Here is a 20,208-nt window from a genome sequence, read left to right as displayed (position 1 = left end):
ATGGGTAATGCGACGGGATTGGCCGGGGAACGATGGCACTCGCACTGGGCATGGCGTGGAAGCGGCGAACGGGCCAGCGGTTTGGGCTGCGAATGCGGTTTACGCTGTTCGTGGTGCTGCTGTTTGCGTGCCTGACGGCCATTACATTGGTGACAGCCAGTGTTCTCGACTATCAGGATGAGCAGACGAAGTCCGTCGCTCATGTGCATTCTATCGGGGCCACCGTCAGCCGGCTTGCGGTGCCGCAACTGGCCAACCATCACTATCTGATCCTTTCCCAGGAACTTGAAAGCATCGCGGCCAGCGGTCTGGTGCAGCAGGCCTATGTCTGGGATCCGCGCCGGACGATCCTGGTCGATTCTGACCCGAAGACCGGGATTTTCGACCAGCAGGAGGTCAATCCGCTTCTGCTGGAGGCCTATTCCGCCAAGGAAGATCAGGTACTTGTCGAGACCGGGCGCATTTCGGTTGCCATGCCGGTCTGGTCCACCGATGGCGGTACAGTGGCTGGCGCCGTTCTGGTGTCGGTTGAGCGGACGGCCATCTCCAGCCAGTTGCATAGCATCTGGCTGCGCAATGCCATTGTGTCGGTCTGCCTGCTGGCCGTTGCCGTTCCCGTGCTGCTGCACTTCGGCAATGGTTTTCTGAAGCCGATCAAGCGCCTGACGTCCATCGCCCATCAGGTGAGTGCAGGCGAGTTCGATGTGAAATTCCCGGTCGAGCGCACCGACGAGATCGGCGTTCTGGCCCGCGCCTACCGGGACATGGTGAGTGAGATCAGCTCCAACATGGAGCAGATCAACAAGCTGGCCTTCACCGATTCCGTCACCGGCCTGCCCAACCGGGAGGCTTTCCGCCAGCATTTCGCCCGCTACATGCGCCAGGCCGATGGCAGTCCGCGGCCGCTGACGGTGATGTTCATCGACCTTGACCGGTTCAAGCGCATCAACGACAGCTATGGTCATGAATGCGGCGATATTCTCCTGCGCGAAGTGGCATCGCGCTTTGAAACGGTTCTGCAAACCTTCGGGCGCTCCGAGACCGGGTTCACGGCGGGTTACGGCATGCAGATCCGGTATCTGGCGCGGCTGGGCGGTGACGAGTTTGCGCTGATCTATCCTGCCGGAGAGGACAGGCGGGAGGAGATCCTGGCGCTGGCTGGCCAAATCCTGAAAGCCGTGGAAGAACCTTGCGATGTCAACGGCCTGCAACTGTCCATCGGCGCGAGCATCGGGATTGCAAACTTCCCCTCCAACGGGCGGGACTTCAGCGCCATTCTCAAGAATGCCGATATCGCGATGTATGCGGCGAAAAACTCCGGTGGCAGCAGCTGCTTCACCTTTGGCCAGATCGCGGCAGATGTGAAGGCACAGGAACGGCTCGCTCTGGAAGCCGAATTGCCGATGGCGCTTGCCGCCGGGCAGATTACCGTGTTCTTCCAGCCGAAAGTCTCTGCGGCGACCGGCGAGGTCACGGGAGCGGAAGCTCTTGCGCGCTGGAACCACCCGGAGCGCGGGCTGCTGACACCGGCAGCCTTCATCGCCATTGCCGAGGAAACCGGATTGATCCTGCGCCTCGGCGACAGGGTTCTGGAGCTGGCCTGCCGTCAGGGGCGCGAGTGGCTTGATCAGGGCAGGGGGCTGTCCCTGGCGGTCAATGTCTCGATGCGTCAGCTGGAATGGCCGGAGTTCCCCTCACGCGTGCTGGAGATTCTGGACCGGACGGGCTTCCCGCCTTCGCTTCTGGAGCTGGAAGTTACGGAGAGCGTTGCCATGGCCGATCCGGAGCGGGTGCGCAGCGCGACAGAGCGTCTGCGCATGGCCGGGATCCGCTTTGCCATTGATGACTTCGGCACCGGCTATTCCAGCCTTGCCCATCTTCAGCGGATGCACTTCGACACCTTCAAGATCGACCGCTCCTTCGTGGCCGGCCTTGGCGAGGACAAGAGCAATCGTGCCATCGTCCAGACCATTCTGGCCATGGCACAGAGCCTTGACTACGACGTGGTGGCAGAAGGGGTTGAGACCGAATTCCAGCTCGACTTCCTGCGCCTGTCCGGCTGCAAGACCGTGCAGGGCTATCTGCTTGGCAAGCCGATGGCGGCTGAGACCTTCATCAAGTGGCGGGCCGCGCATGAGGGGGAGGGGTGTGAAGATCTGCCCGCCCTGACGCCATCCACCAACTTGCCTATGGAAAACGCTGGCGGGGCGGCCATTCATGCGGCCTGACGGAGGCGGCTGCCCGTGGCGGCCTTTCCTCAGGACGTGGACGCCAGCCCCCGCTTGCTGATGCTCTGCCGGAAGCTGCGCGCGCTGGTGCTGGCCAGCAGGATCACCGGAACAAGCCCCGTCAAGACGATCGCCAAAGCCGGCAGGGCCGCCTCTTCAAATGCCTCGCGCGACGCCGCTTCGTAGACGCTCGTCGCCAGGGTGTTGAAGTTGAACGGCCGCAGCAGGATCGTTGCGGGCAATTCCTTCATGCAGTCAACAAAGGTGATGAGCAGCGCCGACAACAGCACCGGGCGCAGCAGCGGCATGTGCACTTCGCCCAGAATGCGCGTCGAACCGCGCCCCAGCGTGCGCGCTGCCATGTCGAGGTTGGGCGAAATCTTGCCGAAGCCGCCTTCCACCTGTCCATGCGCCACCGCAAGAAAACGGCAGAGATAGGCATAGACGAGCGCGGTTCCGGACCCGATCAGCAAAAGGCCGGTGCCAAAGCCGAACATCTGCTTCATCATCGCGTCAATGGTGTTGTCGAGGCTGGCGAGCGGAATGAGAATGCCGACGGCAAGCACGGTGCCCGGCACCGCATATCCGATCGAAGCGATGCGGCCGCTCATGTACAGCAGCTTCGACTTGTGCAGCCTTGCTGCATAGACAAGCGTGATGGCAAGGCCGGTGATGAGGCTGGAGGCGATGAGCGCCATCACCACGCTGTTGCGCACCGCCAGCAGGAATGCCGGATCCTGTGCCTGCTCGAGGCGGCGGAACGCCTGCCCGGCCAGCATGCTCGCCGGGACGATGAAGCCGAGCACCACGGGAAGGGCGCAGACACAGATGGCCAGCAGCGCCCGCAGGCCGGTGAGCTGGTACCGCGCCGGAGCATGGTGCTTGCCCCGGCTGCTGTCGAAGCGCAGGTGGCGCCGGGCGCGGCGCTCAAGCGCCAGCAGGATCACGACGATGATCAGCATAGCGCAGGCAAGCTGCGCGGCTCCGGCCAGGTTGGAGCGGTTCAGCCATGTGTCATAGATCGAGAAGGTCAGCGTCCGCACGCCGAAGAAGGTGACGGCGCCGATGTCGTTGAGGCATTCCATCAGGGCAAGGGCGATGCCGGCGGCAATGGCCGGACGCGACAGCGGCAGGGCAACACGCAGGAAAAGCCGCAGAGGCCCGGCTCCCAGCGTGCGTCCCACGTCCAGCGCGCTGGCGGATTGCAGCAGGAAGCTCGCCCGGGCCGAGAGATAGACATAGGGGTAGAGCACCGCGCTCATCACGAAGATGGCGCCGCCCAGCGAGCGGATCTCGGGGAACCAGTAGTCCCGCGCCGTGCGGAAGCCGAAGATGGCCCTGACAGTGCTCTGCACGGGGCCGGAATAGGCCATCACGTCCACATAGGCAAAGGCGATGATGTAGGTCGGCACGGCCAGCGGGATCAGCAGCGCCCAGTCAAACAGGCGCCGTCCGGGAAAGCGGCACATGGTGACAAGCCATGCGGTGATGACGCCCGTCACCCCGGTCAGGATGCCGACACCCAGCAGCAGCAGGGCGGTTGTCTGCAGGGCGCGCGGCAGGACAGTGGAGATCAGATGGCCCCAGTTGCCACCGGAAGACCCCAGCGCCATCAGGAACAGCGCCGCAACAGGCATGAGGATCAGGACAGCGGAAAGAATGGCTGAGATCAGCCAGATCCGGTCTTTTCTGGGGGCTGCGTTCATGCGCGCTCTTGTCGGGGCTCTTCTGGATGGACCGGCATCTTCACGCCGCGTCATAGCACATCACAGGACGGCAAATGCAAGCAGGGTGCCGGAAATAATCTTCCGGCACCCCTCTTGATCAGCCCAGGTCAGGCGGTCAGGACTTCGGGCCTTCGTCGAAGGCAACCTTGTCGACCAGCTCGCTGGCTTCCTTGCGGAACTTCGCCACTTCCGAGAGCGGCAGGCTGTCAGCCTTCAGTTCGCCCCAGGACTTGACCAGGTCGGACGGCTCCACGCCCGGGGTCACCGGGTATTCGAAGTTCGCTTCGGCGTAGATCTTCTGGGCCTGGCCGGTGGTCAGGAACTCGATCAGCTTGACCGCATTGTCCTTGTTCGGCGCATGCTTGGCCATCACGACGCCGGAGATGTTGACATGTGCGCCGCGGTCAGCTGCGTTCGGGAACAGGATCTTGGCGGATGCGGCCCATTCCTTCTGCTCCGGCTCCTTCTCGTTGTTCATCATGGCACCCATGTAATAGGTGTTGCCAAGTGCCAGATCGCACTCGCCATTCATGATGCTCTGAACCTGGGAGCGGTCGTTGCCGGCCGGCTTGCGGGCGAGATTGTCGCGCAGGCCAACCAGCCACTTTTCGGTCTCTTCAGCACCCTTGTTGGCGATCATCGAAGCGACGAGGCCAATGGTGTAGACGTGCTGGCCCGAACGGGTGCAGATCTTGCCCTTCCACTTCGGGTCGGCCAGTTCCTCATAGGTGATCGTGTCCTGGGCGACGCGGTCCTTCGAGGCATAGACGATACGGGCACGCGACGTCAGGCCGATCCAGTGGCCTTCCGGATCACGGAACGCAGCCGGGATGTCATTGGCAACCACTTCCGAAACAACCGGCTGGGTGATGCCAGCCTGCTTGGCGCCATCAAGACGGCCAATGTCCACGGTCAGCAGCACGTCGGCAGGGGAGTTTGCTCCCTCGGCCGCGATGCGCTCTTCCAGGCCTTCGCTGGCGAAGATGACGTTGGTCTTGATGCCGGTTTCTGCCGTAAAGGCATCGAGCAGCGGCTGAATAAGCGTGGGCTGGCGATAGGAATAGATGTTCACCTCGCCATCAGCGACAGCAGCCGTGGAAGCGGTTGCAGCAAGAAGTGCTGCCAGCAGGCTGGTGCGGGCAAGGGAATTCATCTTCGTCAGTCTCATTGTAATCCTCCGGTCTGCAGAAATGACATTCCGCATAACTTGTCTCAGGCGGCCACCTGAGGCGCGCGAAATATGAGTTTTAAATTCCGGTATGTCAACAAGTCTATTAAATCAACAGGTTAGAATGATTCTAAAAGTGGATGTTGCGGCTCTCCTTTTTCGAGCGGCAGACAGACAGTCCTGGCTGCACCCCCGTCCTGGGCTCGCCGGGTCACGTGCAGGCGGGGCGCTCCGGGAAGCCTTGTAACCTGCGGAAAATGCTGATGCCGTTGCGATATGCGCTGTCAGGGCCGGAGCAACGCAAATGAGCTCCTTATCCGGGCTTGTGCGCGGGCTGCCTGTCCCGTGAGGCCTGTGCCAAGCCGGATCACGAAGCCGTGATAAACGAAAAAGCCCCGGATGCGGTGCATCCGGGGCTCACGTCTGGCTTGGCCTGAAGACAAGCGTCAGGCGATCCTGCGAGGCTGCCTCAGGCGGCCTTCAGGTCCTTGAAGGACTTCTCGACAGCTTCCTTGACCGGCGCGGTAACGTCGGTGGTCAGCTTGGTCGCGAATTCCTGCATGTCCTTGGCCTGGGCGCTCAGCGTGTCGAACTGCTGGCGGGCGAAGGTGGACTGCAGCTCGATGGCTTCAGCAACGGTCTTCACCGACATCAGGTCCTTGATAAAGGAGAAGGTGGCGTCGGTGTTGGTCTTGGCAGCGTCGAGAGCCTTCATGTTGAACTCGACAACGCCCTGACGGGAGGTCTCGAAGGTGTCTTCGAGCAGGTCGGTCGCCTCTTCGGCGGCGGACTTCACCTTGGTGTAGGCGTCGCGGGCCTGTTCGATGCCTTTTTCGGTCATTTCACGGACCATGGCGGGAACTTCGATCTTGGGCATGGCAAAAGCCTCGAATTCAGCAAAGGGGGAAGCGGCAGTGGCCGGCTTGGTGGTCTTGGTGGCACGCGCCTTCGGCGCAGCCTTGGCCGGGGTCTCCGGCGTCAACATTTCGCTCATGTGTCATCTCCTGCTTGGGCCGGAGTCGATCACGTGACAATCGCACCCGGCATGAGGGCGGCAGGCCCGTATGGCCCCGCCCTCGTCATCCGCATGCTTAATATAGGTGAGGTTTTGCTGCGTTGCAATATTATTTTGCACTGCACAAAAATCCAGTAAGCCACAGCGTCTCCTGCATCGCTGCAAGAGCTGGTACGGGATCTTCTGTGCAAGGAACCCGGCAAGAGCCAAAGAGTTCCGCAGCGGGAGCGCCCGGGCCTTCAATCCGGAAACCGGCTGGTTCCGTGCTGAAAGGCGCGGGCGGTGTGTTGTTATTCCTTCACGGCCTTGGCGGCGTCCTGAGCGGCGCGGGTGGCTGTGTCGCTGAGGTCACGCGCCTGCTCGCCAAGCTGTTCCATCTGGCGGCGCAGATAGTCCTGCTGCAGCTTCATCATTTCTTCCACGTCCTTGGCCCGCACCATCTGCTGGGCGAAGCGGAAGGCCGCATCCACGTGCTCTTCGGCGTAGCTGAGGGTCTTGCGGTTGATGTCGGATGCGCCGGACTGCACCACGGTGGCGGAGCCCTCAACATTCGAAACCGTCTTGTGGGTCAGGGAGATGAAGTCGTCAAAGGCCTTGCGGGCCTGATCAACGCTCTTCTCGGCAAAGTCGCGCATCTGATCGGGAATCTCGAACGTGTTCTTGTCCGCAGCCATGTGGTATCACTCCCCTGTGTTTCATTCGGCGGGGCGCAAGTGCCTGATGCCGCAGTGCCGCACCTTCCGTAAGAGCCGCGGACTGATTTTCATCTGCACTGCACATTATCCCCGTGGAGGGATCAAAACACGCGGGGGCGGCGTTAGGCAAGTCTCGCGTCCCACGGGTTTGAAAAATACGGAATTTCCCGCATAACGTGTGGCGCCTGCTGTCTTGCGTGGCAAGACCGCCGGGCAGAGCGTTCAAATTGGAACACCGGTGTTATGGTCTTGTTTACCCTGAGATAACAAGGCCGTGGACGCAGCCGGATGACGCCTCCGGATTAACCACAAGGCAAGGCCGTTCCTGCGATGGGGGGCTCTGGCGTGGACGCTGGCTGGCTTTGACGGTATTTAACTAGATATTTACCGAAAGGCTCCGGTTGGCCGCGCACATTGTTGCTGGCCTGAGACCAACCGGTTCGCAGGTTCCTTTCCGGCGTAGTGGAGTTGACCCATGGACGAGCACCTGACGACCTTTCTGGAGCTCGGCAGCCTGGCGCCGGTGGCACGGCTGGCTGGCTCCGGCCGTCCGGCATGGATCTGGAACGCTGCGGCGGACAGCATTCTGTGGGCCAATGCCGCAGGCGCGGCCTTCTTTGATGCCTCTTCCGCCGAAGATTTGGGGCAGGTGCCGGGACTTGAGCGGTCCCAGGCGCGCCCGCATCTGGCGCGGATCGCGGCTGAAGGCCCGGTTGGCAAGCCGGTGCTGGAGCGGCTGCGCTTCTACAAGGGCCTGCGCGCCATTCTGCTCACCTGCCAGTGCCAGCGGCTGGAACTGCCGGATGGCAGCTACGGCGCCCTGATTGCTGCCGTCGATGGGGCAGAGGCGCCGGGCGATGCGCTGGCGGCCTATGCCAGCCTGTTGCAGGGGCCGGAGCACAGCGCCTTCATGCTGGACGCAAACGGCACTGTTCTGGCTGCTGCCGGGGTGCTTGGCGCGGGGCTGACGGCCGGAGAGGCGGCAGGGTTCGAGCCGGACACCGGCACCTTGAGGATTGCGGGCGCCTTTCACGATGCCCTGCGCCTGCCGCTTGCCGATGGCCGCAGCCTGATGCTGGTCGATGATCAGCCGCTTGAGCTTGATGCCCCGGATGAGGTTGAGACGGCAGCCGCCGCCGTTGCGGCCGCCGGGTCTGAGGCCGTTGATCTGACCGCAGAAGAGGATGACCGGAGCGGGGAAACCGCGCTGGAAGAGGCTGCAGAGGCCGCCGCTCCGCAGCCTGTTGACGAGCCGGTGTCTGTTTCCGGGGCGCCTGCCACGGAAGCAGCTGAAGCACCCGTCGAAGATGCCCCGGCATCTGAAGCGCCCGCGCGTTTCGAGCCCCGGGAGCGCTCCGTCCGTTTTGCCTGGAAAATGGATGTGGACCAGCGCTTCACCTTCGTTTCGCCGGAGTTCACCGATGCGCTGGGCCCGGATGCAGGTGCCATTACCGGCATGACCTGGAACGAGGTGGCCGAACGCTTTGGCCTTGATCCGCGCGGCAGCATTGCCCGTGCTCTGCTGCGCCGCGACACCTGGAGCGGCAAGACGCTGGACTGGCCTGTCGATGGCGGGCGCCTGCGGGTGCCGGTGGATATGGCGGCCCTACCTGCCTTTGACCGCCGCCGTGTGTTTGAAGGCTATCGCGGCTTCGGCGTGGTGCGCCTTGGCGACGCAGAGCCTCAGGCGGGAGCACCTGCGCAGGCCATGCCGCTGGCACCGGAAGCCGCTGAAAGCCCAGAGCCTGCCGCCGTAGAGCCTGCCGTTGAAACGGCTCCAGTTGCTGACCTGACGTCTGAGGTGGAAGCTGTCGAGGCTCTGCCGGAAGTCATTCTGGCGCCGGAGCCGGAACTGGCTGATGAGGTGGCCGGTGAGACGGCTCCCGATGACGTTGAGGCCGTGGCCGGAGACGAGGCGGAAGAGGCAGCTCCCGTTGCGGACGAGGCCATAGAGCCCGAGCCTGAAGCTGCGTCCGAACCTGAAGCCGTTTCCGCCGCTGAGGAGATGGCACTGGAGACTGATCAGCCCGAAGAGGATGAAGCGCCCGAAGAGAACGCGCGTCCGCTGGCCGTAGCGTCAGCATCTGCGGCACACAGCTGGATCGAGGATATCAAGGCAACGACCGCGGCTCGCAAGGCGGATGCGCCGCGTGACGCGGATCTTTTTGGCGATGCGCCGAAGGTCGGCATCACCGGTGATCAGCCGCTGAAGCCGAAGGAAATCGAGAAGGCGGTGCGTACGCTCGCCCGTGAGTTTGATGCCGCCGTCGAGCGCCGGGCTGCGGCCCGTGAAGCCGCCAATGCAGCGGCCAGTGCGGAGCCGCGTGCCTACCGCCAGAAGGTGGAAGACACTCTGCCGGAAGATGCGGCCGCCCAGGCCGCGCCGGAGCAGGAGGCCGTCCCGCAGCCGGAAGCAACGGTGCAGGACGCAGCTCCGGAGGCTTTGGCTCTGCCGGACACCGGTTTCGCAGCCGGAGAAGAGGCCGCTGACGCCGCTGAAGACGTGACCGTCGTTGAGGCGGAGGTTGACGCTGAAGCGGCTTCTGAAACCGGAGCTGCCGAAGCTCAGGACGAACCTGCCCTTGAAGAGGACGCTGACGCCCGGCAGGACGAAACTCCGGCGCTGCTGGCTGACGAGGCCGGTGACAGCGTTGCTGGCGAGGCTGCAGAGGCAGCCCCGGCGGCAGATGATTTTGCAGCGCTGGAACAGGCGATGCAGATTGCCACCGCAGAGCCGGAGGCACAGCCTGAACCGGACGCTGAGCCGGAAGGTGAAGCGGCTGCCGTTGCCGAACCTCAGCCCGAACCTGCTGCCCCGCCGCGTCCCGACAGCCGCGTCGTGCCTTTCACCGGCAAGCCCACCCGTGTGGTGCCGGTGGATGCCTCGCGCCTGACCAAGCCGGAGCGGGCCGCCTTCCGCAAGATCGCCGAAGCGCTGGGCGCAAGGCTTGAAGGCGACTTCGGCCTTGATGACGATACCGAAGAAGAGATTGCGGAGGCCGCTGCCCGGCTGCGCCCGGTCGCCCCGCCTGCCGCCCCCGTCGATCCGCGCCTTCTGGACCGGCTGCCCATCGGCATTGCCATCGTCCGCGACCGCGAGGTGCTCTACACCAACGAGACGCTTCTGGCGCTGCTCGGCTATCCCAATCTGGAAGCTCTGGACGAGGCCGGCGGCTTCGAGGCGCTGTTTGCCGGTCCCGATCATCTGCCGGGTGACCGGCTGGAAGGCACGCTGGATGAGACCATGAAGCTGCGGCTGGCCGATGGCCGCCTGAAGCCGGTCTTTGCCCGCATGCACACCGTGCCGTGGAATGGCGGGCGCGGTCTGATGGTGTCCATCATCGAATGCCGCCAGCCGCCGGCCGGCGAGGCGTCTCCGGCGCCTGCTGCTGCCGTGGCCGCCCAGCCCTCTGCCATTCCGGCGCATGTGGAGCGGGAGCTTGCCCGTGCCCGTGAGCAGATTGCCGAGATGGACACGATCCTCGAAACGGCGACGGACGGCGTCTTGCTGCTGGACCGGTTCGGCACCATCCTCAAGGCCAATGGCTCTGCCGAAGCGCTGTTCGGGGCCGCGCGCGTCGATATCACCGGTGCGCCGCTGACCGAATTTCTCGCCCCTGAAAGCCACCGCTCGGCGCTGGACTATCTCGATGGCCTGTCCCGCAACGGCGTTGCCAGCGTGCTGAACGACGGGCGCGAGGTGATTGGCCGGGTGTCCTCCGGCGGGCTCATTCCGCTGTTCATGACCATCGGCCGGCTGGGGCAAGGCAATGATACGCTGAAGTTCTGCGCGGTGCTGCGCGACATCACCCAATGGAAGGCGGCTGAGGAAGAACTGACCAAGGCCAAGCGCCAGGCGGAAACCGCCAGCTCGCAGAAATCGGATTTTCTTGCCAAGATCAGCCACGAGATCCGCACCCCGCTCAATGCCATCATCGGCTTCTCGGAAGTGATGATGGAAGAGCGTTTCGGCGCCATCGGCAACGAGCGCTACAAGGAATATCTGAAGGACATCCGCACCTCCGGCTCGCATATCATGAGCCTGATCAACGATCTTCTCGACCTGTCGAAGATCGAAGCGGGCAAGATGGACCTGACCTTCGCCGCCGTCTCCGTCAACGAGATCGTGCGCGAATGCGTGGCCCTGATGCAGCCGCAGGCGAACCGGGAGCGGGTGATCATCCGCGCCAGCCTGCCGGGCACGGTGCCCAATGTGGTGGCGGACCTGCGCTCCCTGCGCCAGATCGTGCTGAACCTTCTGTCCAACGCCATCAAGTTCAACCGCTCCGGCGGGCAGGTGATCGTGTCTTCGGCGCTGGAGCCCACGGGCGAGGTGGCGCTGCGGGTGCGCGATACGGGCACGGGCATGAATGCCAAGGATCTGGCCGCCGCGCTGGAGCCCTTCCGCCAGCTTCACACCGCCCGCCCCGGCAGCGGCACGGGCCTTGGCCTGCCGCTGACCAAGGCGCTGGTGGAGGCCAACCGCGCCGCCTTCCGCATCGACAGCGTGCCGGATCAGGGCACGCTGGTGGAAATCATCTTCCCGCCCCAGCGCGTGCTGGCGGAATGACCTGACCTTGCAACTGAGCGATGGTGTTGAATACCTCTCCTTCGTCTTCCCGGACGACAGCGAAGCGGAGATCCGGGGCCGGTGAGCCGGGGTATAAGTTGGTTGCCTTTAGAGCCATAGCCGAGGGGCCTTGGCTCACCGGTCCCGGCTCTCGCGCTGCTCGGCCGGGATGACGCAGGAGAGGTAGCGGTTGTGCAGGGAAATGGAGGTCCGCAGGTCTGCGGCTTCTCCGGCTTGCCCACAGGGCAGGCGCCTCCATGTTGATGACGCTGCTTTTTTGCTTGCCGCCGCAGGAAAGCTCGATTAGAAGACCGCTTGCAAAGACGGACCGCAGCGCTGACGGTCCGCGCCGTTGTTTTGCTGGCCAAGGGCCTCGAACTTTCGGAAGCGCTGATGCGGGAGGCTTGCCCTCTCAGCCCGTGCAGACGTAGCTCAGTTGGTTAGAGCGTCGGATTGTGGCTCCGAAGGTCGGTGGTTCGAATCCACCCGTCTGTACCACTTGTTTTCCATTGATCATGTGTATGAAGCGCCCTTGCGGCGGCGTTCCGCATTTTCAGGGCGCTGCCTCCCACTCCTGCGTCGCCCCGGACAAGCGCAGCGCGATCCGGGGTCTACTCATTTCCAGAGAATTGCCGTGTTTCCCGTCCGGGAAACACGGCATTGCTGCTTCTGCTCCGCCGAGCGCCTTTGCGCTTCGCAACAACCTGACCGCTCTGCGAGCGAGTGGTTCCCGGATCTCCGCTTCGCTGCGTCCGGGACGACAGCGTGAGCGTGTTGAGAGGCAGGGCATGTCGCACAACAAAAAACGCCGCAGGGTGAGCTGCGGCGTTCTGATGTGTCTTCCGTAAAGCCTCAGGCTTCGAGGATTTCCGTGGCTTCGATCTTGATGTCGAAGCCTTCGAGGCCGACGTAGTGGCGTTCGCGGGAGGAGAGGAGGCGGATGGAGGTGACGCCGAGATCCTTGAGGATCTGCGCGCCGATGCCAACCTCACGCCACTGTTCCTGGCGGGCCTGAGCCGAACCGTGCTCTTCCGTCTCCGCAGCTTCCAGATCCGTGCGCTGGCGGCGGGACTGGCGGGCAACGCCCACGGACCCCTCGCGCAGGAACACGATGACGCCGCGGCCACGGTCCGCAAAGCTCTTCATCACCGCGTCGAGCGGCTGGGCGGCGCCGAACACATCGTCCAGAACCGATTCCAGTTGCAGGCGCACAGGCACGCTGCGCCCGTCGAGGATGTCGCCATAGACGATGGCGACATGGTGCATCGGGTCATAGGGCGTGGAATAGGTGACCGCATAGGCGGGGCCTGCCACGGTCTGGATCGGCTGCTCGTTGACGCGCTCGATCAGCTTTTCCGTGCGCTGGCGCCAGGCGATGAGATCCGACACGGACACCATCTTGAGGTCGTGCTCGGCGGCAAATTCGGCCACCTGCGTGCCGCGCTTGACGGTGCCGTCATCATTCACCAGTTCCGAAATGACGCCCACCTGCTCGAGCCCGGCCAGGCGGCACAGGTCCACGGCGGCTTCCGTATGGCCGGAGCGGATCAGCACGCCGCCTTCCTTGGCAATCAGCGGGAAGATGTGGCCGGGGCGGACGAAATCGGACGGTCCGGCATTCGGGTTCGCCAGGCCGCGCACCGTGGCGCAGCGCTCGTCCGCCGAAATGCCGGTGGTCAGGCCGTGGCGGTAGTCGACGGAAATGGTGAAGGCGGTCGACAGCGGCGCGTCATTGTTCGAGACCATCGGGTCAAGGCGCAGGCGCTTGGCGGCGGCCAGCGTCATCGGCGCGCAGACGATGCCGGAGGTGTGGCGCACGATGAAGGCCATCTGCTCCGGCGTCACCTTGGTGGCGGCAACGATCAGATCGCCTTCGTTCTCGCGGTCGTCATCATCGGTGACGACAACCATTTCGCCGCGCTCAAAGGCACGGATCGCTTCGGCTACACGGGCCTGGGACACGGGATGCTCCTTGGTGATGGAAAGGCCGAGAAAGTCATTGGGCGTGACGCCGCCGCCGGTTGCCTCGGCAATCTTGCGTGCCATGTCACGCGATACCCAGGCGCCGGGATCGTTGCACAGAGCCGTCACCGAAGCCGGTGACAGGCCAGCCCGCCGCGCAAATGCGCTGCGGCTTTCTCCGTTTGCTGCAAGCCAATGATCTAGTCTCATGCGCTGACGCTAGCGCATCGCGCTTTCAGCCGCAAGGAAAAGAACACTCTGTTTTCAGTGTCGCTGAAAGATTATCCAACCTGTCCGCGATGGCGCAGGAAATGGTCCGCCAGCACGCAGGCCATCATCGCCTCGCCCACGGGCACGGCGCGGATGCCGACGCAGGGGTCGTGGCGGCCCTTTGTCATCACATCCACTTCGTCCCCCTGCCGGGTCACCGACTGGCGCGTGGTGAGGATGGAGGAGGTGGGCTTCACCGCAAAGCGCGCCACGATCGGCTCGCCCGAGGAAATGCCGCCCAGAATGCCGCCGGCGTGATTGGAGAGGAACAGCGGGCGGGCATTGCCGGCGCGCATTTCGTCGGCGTTTTCTTCGCCTGTCAGGCTGGCCGCATCAAAGCCGTTGCCGATCTCCACGGCCTTGACCGCGTTGATGGACATGAGCGCGCTGGCGATGTCCTGATCCAGCTTGCCGTAGAGCGGCGCGCCAAGGCCCGCGGGCACGCCTTCAGCCACCACCTCTATCACCGCGCCAACGGAAGAGCCGGCCTTGCGGATGCCGTCGAGATAATCCGCGTAAAACGCTGCCATCTTCGCGTCGGGGCAGAAGAAGGGGTTGTTGTCCACTTCCGCCCAGTCCCAGCTGTTGCGGTCGATCTTGTGCGGGCCCATCTGCACCAGCGCGGCGCGGATGGTGACATTCGGGATGATCTTGCGGGCAACGGCGCCGGCGGCAACGCGCATGGCGGTTTCGCGGGCCGAAGAGCGGCCGCCGCCACGGTAGTCACGGATGCCGTATTTGGCATCATAGGTGTAATCGGCGTGGCCGGGACGGTAGCGGTCCTTGATCTCGGAATAGTCCTTGGAGCGCTGGTCCGTGTTTTCCACATAGAGGGAAATCGGCGTGCCGGTGGTCTTCTGCACGCCGTCCTCATCCACCATCACGCCGGAGAGGATCTTCACCTCGTCCGGCTCGCGGCGCTGGGTGGTGAAGCGGTTCTGGCCGGGCTTGCGCTTGTCCATGAAGCCCTGAATGTCGGCTTCCGTCAGCGGGATCAGCGGCGGGCAGCCATCCACGACGCAGCCGATCGCCGGCCCATGGCTTTCGCCCCAGGTGGTGAAACGGAAGAGGTGGCCGAAGGAATTGTGTGACATGGAAAGCCCGTGGCTGATCGTGACGGATCGTGATGGTTCTGGGGCCAGTGTCTTAGGTGGGAAATGCCCCGCGGTCAAATGGCCTGCGCGTCCTGAAGCTGCTGCTGCCGCTCCTTGAAGGCCCTTGCGGCAACGGAGAGCCCGCCATCGGCGCCATCCACGAAATGCACGTGCTGGCGCCCGGCCATGTCGGAGACAAGGCAGGTCATCAGCGCGGTGTCTGACTGATGCAGGCCATAGATGATGCGCCCGGCGGCGAACTCCGCCTGCAGAAACGCCTTGAGGCCGCTGATCTGCTGCTCGTTCAGGTCCAGCACCAGCCGCAGCGTGTCATCGAACTTGCGGTAGTCGGTGTTGGTCAGCATGTCCTGCATGTATTCCGAGGGTTTCAGCGGCCCGATGGCCCAGCCGGTCCAGCGGGAAAAGCGCACGGCGGCCACGCCGAGAATGATCTTCAGCACCTCTTTCAGGCGGAGCTTGCCGCCGCCGAGCAGCCGGGCCTCCCGGGTCAGGGTGTCCGGGGCCGCGCGCAGGGACAGGGCTTGCGGCGTGACCGGGGCCTCCGGCATCTGCGCTGCCTGCGGATCGCTGCCCGTTGCCTGGCGCAGGCCGCTCATCAGGGTCTTGAGCGCTGCCGGATCGCTCGTCGTGGCTGGCCGCACCATCAGGCTGACCATCTGCCCATGGCGGGAGGGCAGGGGCTCCCAGCGGCAGGAAAAGCCGGTGAGATCAGGATCGGCAGGAGCTTCGACACCGGAGAGGAAGGGGCGCACCGCGTCCGGATCCTTCAGGATGGTTTCCGCAAGCTGCAGCCCGTCGCCGGAGAACATGGCCAGATAATTACCGGGACTCAGCTCGAACTTGCGCACCAGCACATCCGTGCCACGGGCGCGCAACACGCTGACGGGGATGAGTGCCGTGCGCAGATCCAGCGCAAAGACCTCTCCGGCGAGCCGCGCCACACCGGCCAGCGCCTCGGCCGCAACGCTCCGCGCTTCCGGCGGCACCAGCACGGTGGCACCATCGCCGCCGAAGACGAAGGGCACCTGATCGACGCCGAGCTTGTTGGTGAGGGCGGAAATCACCGCCACGCCCACCATGTTCACATCCTTGTAGCGCCCGGCGGCAATGGCTGCGGTGGACTGCAGGATGTCGGCGATGCAGACGATCCAGTCATCGGGAACCGGAGCATAGCCGCCTGCATCGGCGACACCGGCAAACTCCGTGAAGGCCGGGAGGAGGGCATAAAAACTCGCGGGGCTGCCGGTCTCTGCGCCGATTTTCATGATGGTGCCATGCCTTCCTCCGGTGATATCCCGATCCTGCCAAGAAAACGCCTTCAGTTTCCCTTACAGGTTTGCTTAAAGTCGTGCCGGTGCTTCGCATGCTGACATAGGCAGGTCATGGAGTGCGGGCAAGGACTGGACGGCCAAACCTTCGGATGCCCTACCCATGGCGGACCTGCCATGAGCGGCCGGCACCCGCCGAGAGACCGGAGAAGAGAATGAAGCATGTGCGTGCAGGTTTGATCGCCCTTGGCCTGTTTGGGCTGGTAAGTTCGGCAGCTCTCGCTGACGAAGCGACCGGGGAGATCGCCCAGATCAACGTGGACACCGCCACCATCACCATGACCGACGGGACGACCTACACCTTCCCGGTGGATTTCTTCGTCGATGACATCAAGCCGGGCCAGAAGGTGCGCGTCTTCTATGACGTCGAGGGCGGCCAGCGGAAGCTCTACGATCTGCAGATCGAAAGCTGAGGGCAGCTTCTCAGATCAGGCTGAGCTTTCCATCTTTCCACAGATAGACAACATCCTGAGGCACATCGAGCCTCGGGATCTCTGCAGGGGCAATGTCCTCTAGCAGGCCGCGCAGCACCCGGATCACGCCGCCATGAATGACGGAGACTGAGGGTTCCGTCTGCTCGGCAAGCCAGCCGCTGATTCGCTGCGACAGCATGGCGTAGCTTTCGCCCTGCGGCGGCACGAAGCCCCACTTGTCGGACCGGCGCTGCGCAACAAGCTCGGGATCGCTCGCCGCCAGTTCCTCAAGGGTGCGCCCTTCCCAATCTCCGAAGGTGATTTCCTTGACGCGGGGCTCCAGCTCATAGCCCCCGGCGGGCAGGCCCATGGCCTCGCGCATCAGATCCATGGTCTCGCGGGTGCGGCCGAGGGGTGAGGCGATGAAGCGCAGTCCCGCCGGATCAATGCCCTCATGCGCCAGGAACGAGGCCAATGCCTGGCCGTTGCGGCGAGCCTGACCACGGCCTGTATCATTGAGCGGAATGTCCTTCTGGCCCTGCATCCGGCCTTCCGCGTTCCAGTCGGTCTGGCCGTGACGGATGAAGATGAGCAGTTTGGAAACTTGCAGCTTCATGCGGAGCGTTCCGGTCTCGGTGAGGTCGGCCATGAGGTCTCTTTCGGGAAGATACGCAGCGGGCGGGGCACTGGATGCTGCTGTGCGAGAATGCCATGGCTTTGTAAACAAGCGATGTGGCCACAGGAAGCAGGCCCGGTAAATTTTGCGATACTGTACCTTCCGCGCACCAAAGAAAAAGGGCACCCGGTGGGGTGCCCTTTCAATCCTGCTTCAGGTGCCGGACCTGAAGATCACTCCTTGACCACCGAAATATCCGGTGCGTCCACGGCCTTCATGCCGACGACATGGTAGCCGCAGTCCACATGCTGCACTTCGCCGGTGATGCCACGGCCAAGGTCGGACAGGAGGAACATGGCTGCATCGCCCACTTCCTCGATGGTGACCGTGCGGCGCAGCGGGGCGTTGTACTCGTTCCACTTCAGAATGTAGCGGAAGTCGCCGATGCCGGAGGCGGCGAGCGTCTTGATCGGACCGGCGGAGATCGCGTTGACGCGGATGTTCTGCGGGCCGAGGTCAGCCGCCAGGTACTTGACGCTGGCTTCGAGGGCGGCCTTGGCAACGCCCATGACGTTGTAATGCGGCATCACCTTTTCAGCGCCGTAATAGGTCAGCGTCAGCACGGAGCCGCCATCGGTCATCAGCTTTTCGGCACGCTGGGTGACAGCGGTGAGCGAATAGACCGAAATGTCCATGGTGCGGGCGAAGTTGCCCGGCGTGGTGTCCACATAGCGGCCGGTCAGCTCTTCCTTGTCGGAGAAGGCGATGGCGTGGACGAGGAAGTCGAGCTTGCCCCAGGTCTTTTCCAGATGGGCGAACACGTCGTCAATGCTGGCGGCGTCGGTGACGTCGCAATGGCCGGCGACGATGGCGCCCAGCTGTTCGGCCAGCGGCTCGACGCGCTTCTTGAGAGCCTCGCCCTGATAGGTGAGGGCAATTTCAGCGCCTGCATCCGAGAGGGCCTTGGCGATACCCCAGGCAATCGACCGGTTGTTGGCAACGCCCATCACGAGGCCGCGTTTGCCTTTCATCAGTCCGTGCGTTTCCGCCATGTTTTTCTCCAGATGACTTCCTTAACCGTCTGCCCGGCGGGCTGGCTTCCTATGGCACACGCGGTTCCCCGCTTCAAGTCTGCTGCCGCGCCTGTGGCAAAGCTCCGGCTGGACCGGCGGCCTGCGATATGATAGCGGCGCGCTGTCGTCAGTTTTGCCCCCTGCCGGGGCCGGACCTTCAGGGAGCCCGTCATGGCCGATACTGCCCACGCCGCCCGCTTTGCCGAAATCATCGGCGCTGCCAATGTTCTGACTGCTGCCTCAGACAAGGCGCCCTACCTCGTGGAGTGGCGCGATCTTTATCAGGGCGTGACGCCCATGGTGCTGCGTCCCGGTTCGACGGCAGAGGTCAGCGCGGTGCTGCGCTATGCCGATGAGCAGGGGCTCAAGATCGTGCCGCAGGGCGGCAACACCGGCCTCGTCGGTGGCCAGATCCCGCAGGAATCCGGGGATGAGATCGTCCTCTCGCTCGGCCGCCTCAACAAGGTGCGCAACGTCGATCCGGACGGTTTCACCATCACGGTGGAGTCCGGCGTGGTGCTGGAAGCGCTGCAGCGCGAGGCGGAAAAGGTCGACCGGCTGTTCCCGCTTTCGCTCGGCGCACAGGGCTCCTGCCAGGTCGGCGGCAACCTTTCCACCAACGCTGGAGGCACCGCAGTTCTGGCCTATGGCAACAGCCGCGATCTGGTTCTCGGCCTCGAAGTGGTGATGGCAAACGGGGACATCTGGAACGGCCTGCGCGCCCTGCGCAAGGACAACACCGGTTATGATCTGAAACAATTATTTATCGGCGCAGAGGGCACTCTGGGGGTCATCACGGCTGCGACGCTGAAGCTTTTCCCCAAGCCGAAGAAGCTGGAAGCCGCCTTCGTTGGTCTGGCGAGCCCGGAACACGCGCTGCAGCTGTTCTCGCTGGCGAAAGGGCAGGCCGGACCGATTCTCACCGGCTTTGAAATCATGCCGCGCGTCGGCCTGGAGTTCTGCCTGCGCCATCTCAATGGCGCCCGCGATCCGCTGTCCGGCAGCCATCCCTGGTATGTGCTGATGGAGCTTTCCTCCGGCACCGAAGCCTTCCCGGTGCGCGATCTGCTGGAGTCCATTCTGGGCGAAGCCTTCGAGAAGGGCGTCGTCGAGGATGCGGCCTTCGCAGAAAGCCTGCAGCAGGTGAACGACTTCTGGCACATCCGCCACGGCATGTCGGAAGTGCAGCGCGCCGAGGGCGGCTCGATCAAGCATGACGTGTCCGTGCCGGTGGCCTCGATCCCGGCCTTCCTCAACAAGGCGATTGCTGCCGTTGAAGCCATGGTGCCCGGCTGCCGCCCGGTGCCCTTCGGCCATCTGGGCGATGGCAACATCCACTTCAACGTCAGCCAGCCCATCGGCGCGGACAAGGAAGCCTATATCGCGCGCTGGGACGAGATGAACGAACTGGTCCACGGCATCGTGCACGAGTTCAACGGGTCGATCTCCGCTGAACACGGCATCGGCCGCCTGAAGCGCGATCTGATGAAGCAGGTGAAGAGCGAGCTGGAACTCGACCTGATGCAGCGCATCAAGACTGCCTTCGACCCGAAGAACACCCTGAATCCGGGGCGTGTGCTGTAAAGCGAATGAGTGGGGCTGGCCTGTGTTTCGGGACACCGGCCGGCTACTTTCGGGGCGGTGTTTATAACGGACAGTCCGTCAGGCACGAACTCCTCTCCCCCTTGAGGGGGAGATGCCCCCAAAGGGGGCAGAGGGGGGTAACGGACTGTCCAATCATAGGAGAGGCAATGCCGTCTTGAGGCGCTGCCACCCCCCTCTGTCTGCTGACGCAGACATCTCCCCCTCAAGGGGGGAGAGGGGCGCTGCGGCAAAACGAGGGCCCAATCCTGCTCCGTGTGTCCAATGAAACATTGCCCTCTTTCGGGCTGCCAGCCTCCCCCTTTCGTCCTGCCATGGCTTGACCATGGCATCCACCCCGTTCCTCATCAGCCTGCAAGGCCTGTGACGGGATGAATGCCCGTCACCGCCGGAACAAGTGAGACGCAAGGGCATGGATGCCATGGT

The 20,208-nt window shown here is 63.7% G+C and carries 13 protein-coding genes and 1 tRNA gene; 5 read left to right on the top strand and 9 right to left on the bottom strand.

The window, feature by feature from the left end; genetic code table 11:
• Positions 1 to 32 precede the first annotated feature (32 nt).
• Positions 33 to 2,228: a putative bifunctional diguanylate cyclase/phosphodiesterase gene (locus AC0CMF_RS20810; protein ID WP_374629743.1), complete on the top strand. Its 2,196-nt coding sequence runs from the start codon at positions 33 to 35 to the stop codon at positions 2,226 to 2,228.
• A 29-nt stretch (positions 2,229 to 2,257) separates the two neighbouring features.
• On the opposite strand, the gene AC0CMF_RS20805 is transcribed toward AC0CMF_RS20810, so the two are convergent.
• The 4 genes from AC0CMF_RS20805 to AC0CMF_RS20790 form a co-directional block, all read right to left on the bottom strand.
• Positions 2,258 to 3,934 carry an ABC transporter permease gene (locus AC0CMF_RS20805; protein ID WP_374629744.1) on the bottom strand — a complete coding sequence of 559 codons (1,677 nt, stop codon included), beginning with the start codon at positions 3,932 to 3,934 and terminating at the stop codon, positions 2,258 to 2,260.
• A 136-nt stretch (positions 3,935 to 4,070) separates the two neighbouring features.
• The gene (locus AC0CMF_RS20800; RefSeq protein WP_374629745.1) at positions 4,071 to 5,123 is read right to left on the bottom strand and encodes a Fe(3+) ABC transporter substrate-binding protein; all 1,053 of its coding nucleotides are present in this window, start codon (positions 5,121 to 5,123) and stop codon (positions 4,071 to 4,073) included.
• A 469-nt stretch (positions 5,124 to 5,592) separates the two neighbouring features.
• Entirely contained in the window at positions 5,593 to 6,117 is a 525-nt protein-coding gene (locus AC0CMF_RS20795) for a phasin (RefSeq protein ID WP_019963237.1), read from the bottom strand.
• A 311-nt stretch (positions 6,118 to 6,428) separates the two neighbouring features.
• Positions 6,429 to 6,812, bottom strand: coding sequence for a phasin (locus AC0CMF_RS20790; RefSeq protein ID WP_019963236.1), 384 nt, complete (start codon positions 6,810 to 6,812; stop codon positions 6,429 to 6,431).
• A 496-nt stretch (positions 6,813 to 7,308) separates the two neighbouring features.
• Here AC0CMF_RS20790 and AC0CMF_RS20785 point away from each other — a divergent pair, with 496 nt between their 5' ends.
• Together AC0CMF_RS20785 and AC0CMF_RS20780 are read left to right on the top strand one after the other, a co-directional pair.
• Positions 7,309 to 11,403 carry a histidine kinase dimerization/phospho-acceptor domain-containing protein gene (locus AC0CMF_RS20785; RefSeq protein ID WP_374629746.1) on the top strand — a complete coding sequence of 1,365 codons (4,095 nt, stop codon included), beginning with the start codon at positions 7,309 to 7,311 and terminating at the stop codon, positions 11,401 to 11,403.
• A 421-nt stretch (positions 11,404 to 11,824) separates the two neighbouring features.
• Positions 11,825 to 11,901: transfer RNA gene (locus tag AC0CMF_RS20780), tRNA-His, on the top strand.
• 354 nt (positions 11,902 to 12,255) lie between these two features.
• Here AC0CMF_RS20780 and ribB read toward each other — a convergent pair.
• From ribB to AC0CMF_RS20765, 3 genes are all read right to left on the bottom strand, one after another.
• Positions 12,256 to 13,575, bottom strand: coding sequence for a 3,4-dihydroxy-2-butanone-4-phosphate synthase (gene ribB / locus AC0CMF_RS20775; RefSeq protein ID WP_094462376.1), 1,320 nt, complete (start codon positions 13,573 to 13,575; stop codon positions 12,256 to 12,258).
• 71 nt (positions 13,576 to 13,646) lie between these two features.
• Positions 13,647 to 14,729, bottom strand: a complete 1,083-nt coding sequence (gene aroC, locus AC0CMF_RS20770) for a chorismate synthase (RefSeq protein WP_050472063.1) — start codon at positions 14,727 to 14,729, stop codon at positions 13,647 to 13,649.
• Positions 14,730 to 14,803: 74 nt separating this feature from the next.
• Entirely contained in the window at positions 14,804 to 16,015 is a 1,212-nt protein-coding gene (locus AC0CMF_RS20765; protein ID WP_374629747.1) for a DUF3095 domain-containing protein, read from the bottom strand.
• A 218-nt stretch (positions 16,016 to 16,233) separates the two neighbouring features.
• On the opposite strand from AC0CMF_RS20765, the gene AC0CMF_RS20760 reads away from it, so the two are divergent.
• Entirely contained in the window at positions 16,234 to 16,491 is a 258-nt protein-coding gene (locus AC0CMF_RS20760) for a DUF1344 domain-containing protein (protein WP_055455035.1), read from the top strand.
• A 10-nt stretch (positions 16,492 to 16,501) separates the two neighbouring features.
• Here AC0CMF_RS20760 and AC0CMF_RS20755 read toward each other — a convergent pair whose 3' ends face one another.
• Together AC0CMF_RS20755 and fabI are read right to left on the bottom strand one after the other, a co-directional pair.
• Entirely contained in the window at positions 16,502 to 17,140 is a 639-nt protein-coding gene (locus AC0CMF_RS20755; protein ID WP_374629748.1) for a histidine phosphatase family protein, read from the bottom strand.
• A 200-nt stretch (positions 17,141 to 17,340) separates the two neighbouring features.
• Positions 17,341 to 18,159: an enoyl-ACP reductase FabI gene (gene fabI, locus AC0CMF_RS20750; protein WP_050472059.1), complete on the bottom strand. Its 819-nt coding sequence runs from the start codon at positions 18,157 to 18,159 to the stop codon at positions 17,341 to 17,343.
• 192 nt (positions 18,160 to 18,351) lie between these two features.
• Between fabI and AC0CMF_RS20745 the strand changes: the two genes are divergently transcribed.
• Complete coding sequence (locus AC0CMF_RS20745; RefSeq protein ID WP_374629749.1) at positions 18,352 to 19,764, top strand: FAD-binding oxidoreductase; 1,413 nt, start codon at positions 18,352 to 18,354, stop codon at positions 19,762 to 19,764.
• Positions 19,765 to 20,208 lie beyond the last annotated feature (444 nt).

It is taken from the genome of Pannonibacter sp. CBAS1226 (assembly GCF_055685825.1).
This window is presented reverse-complemented; position numbering and strand designations above follow the sequence as displayed.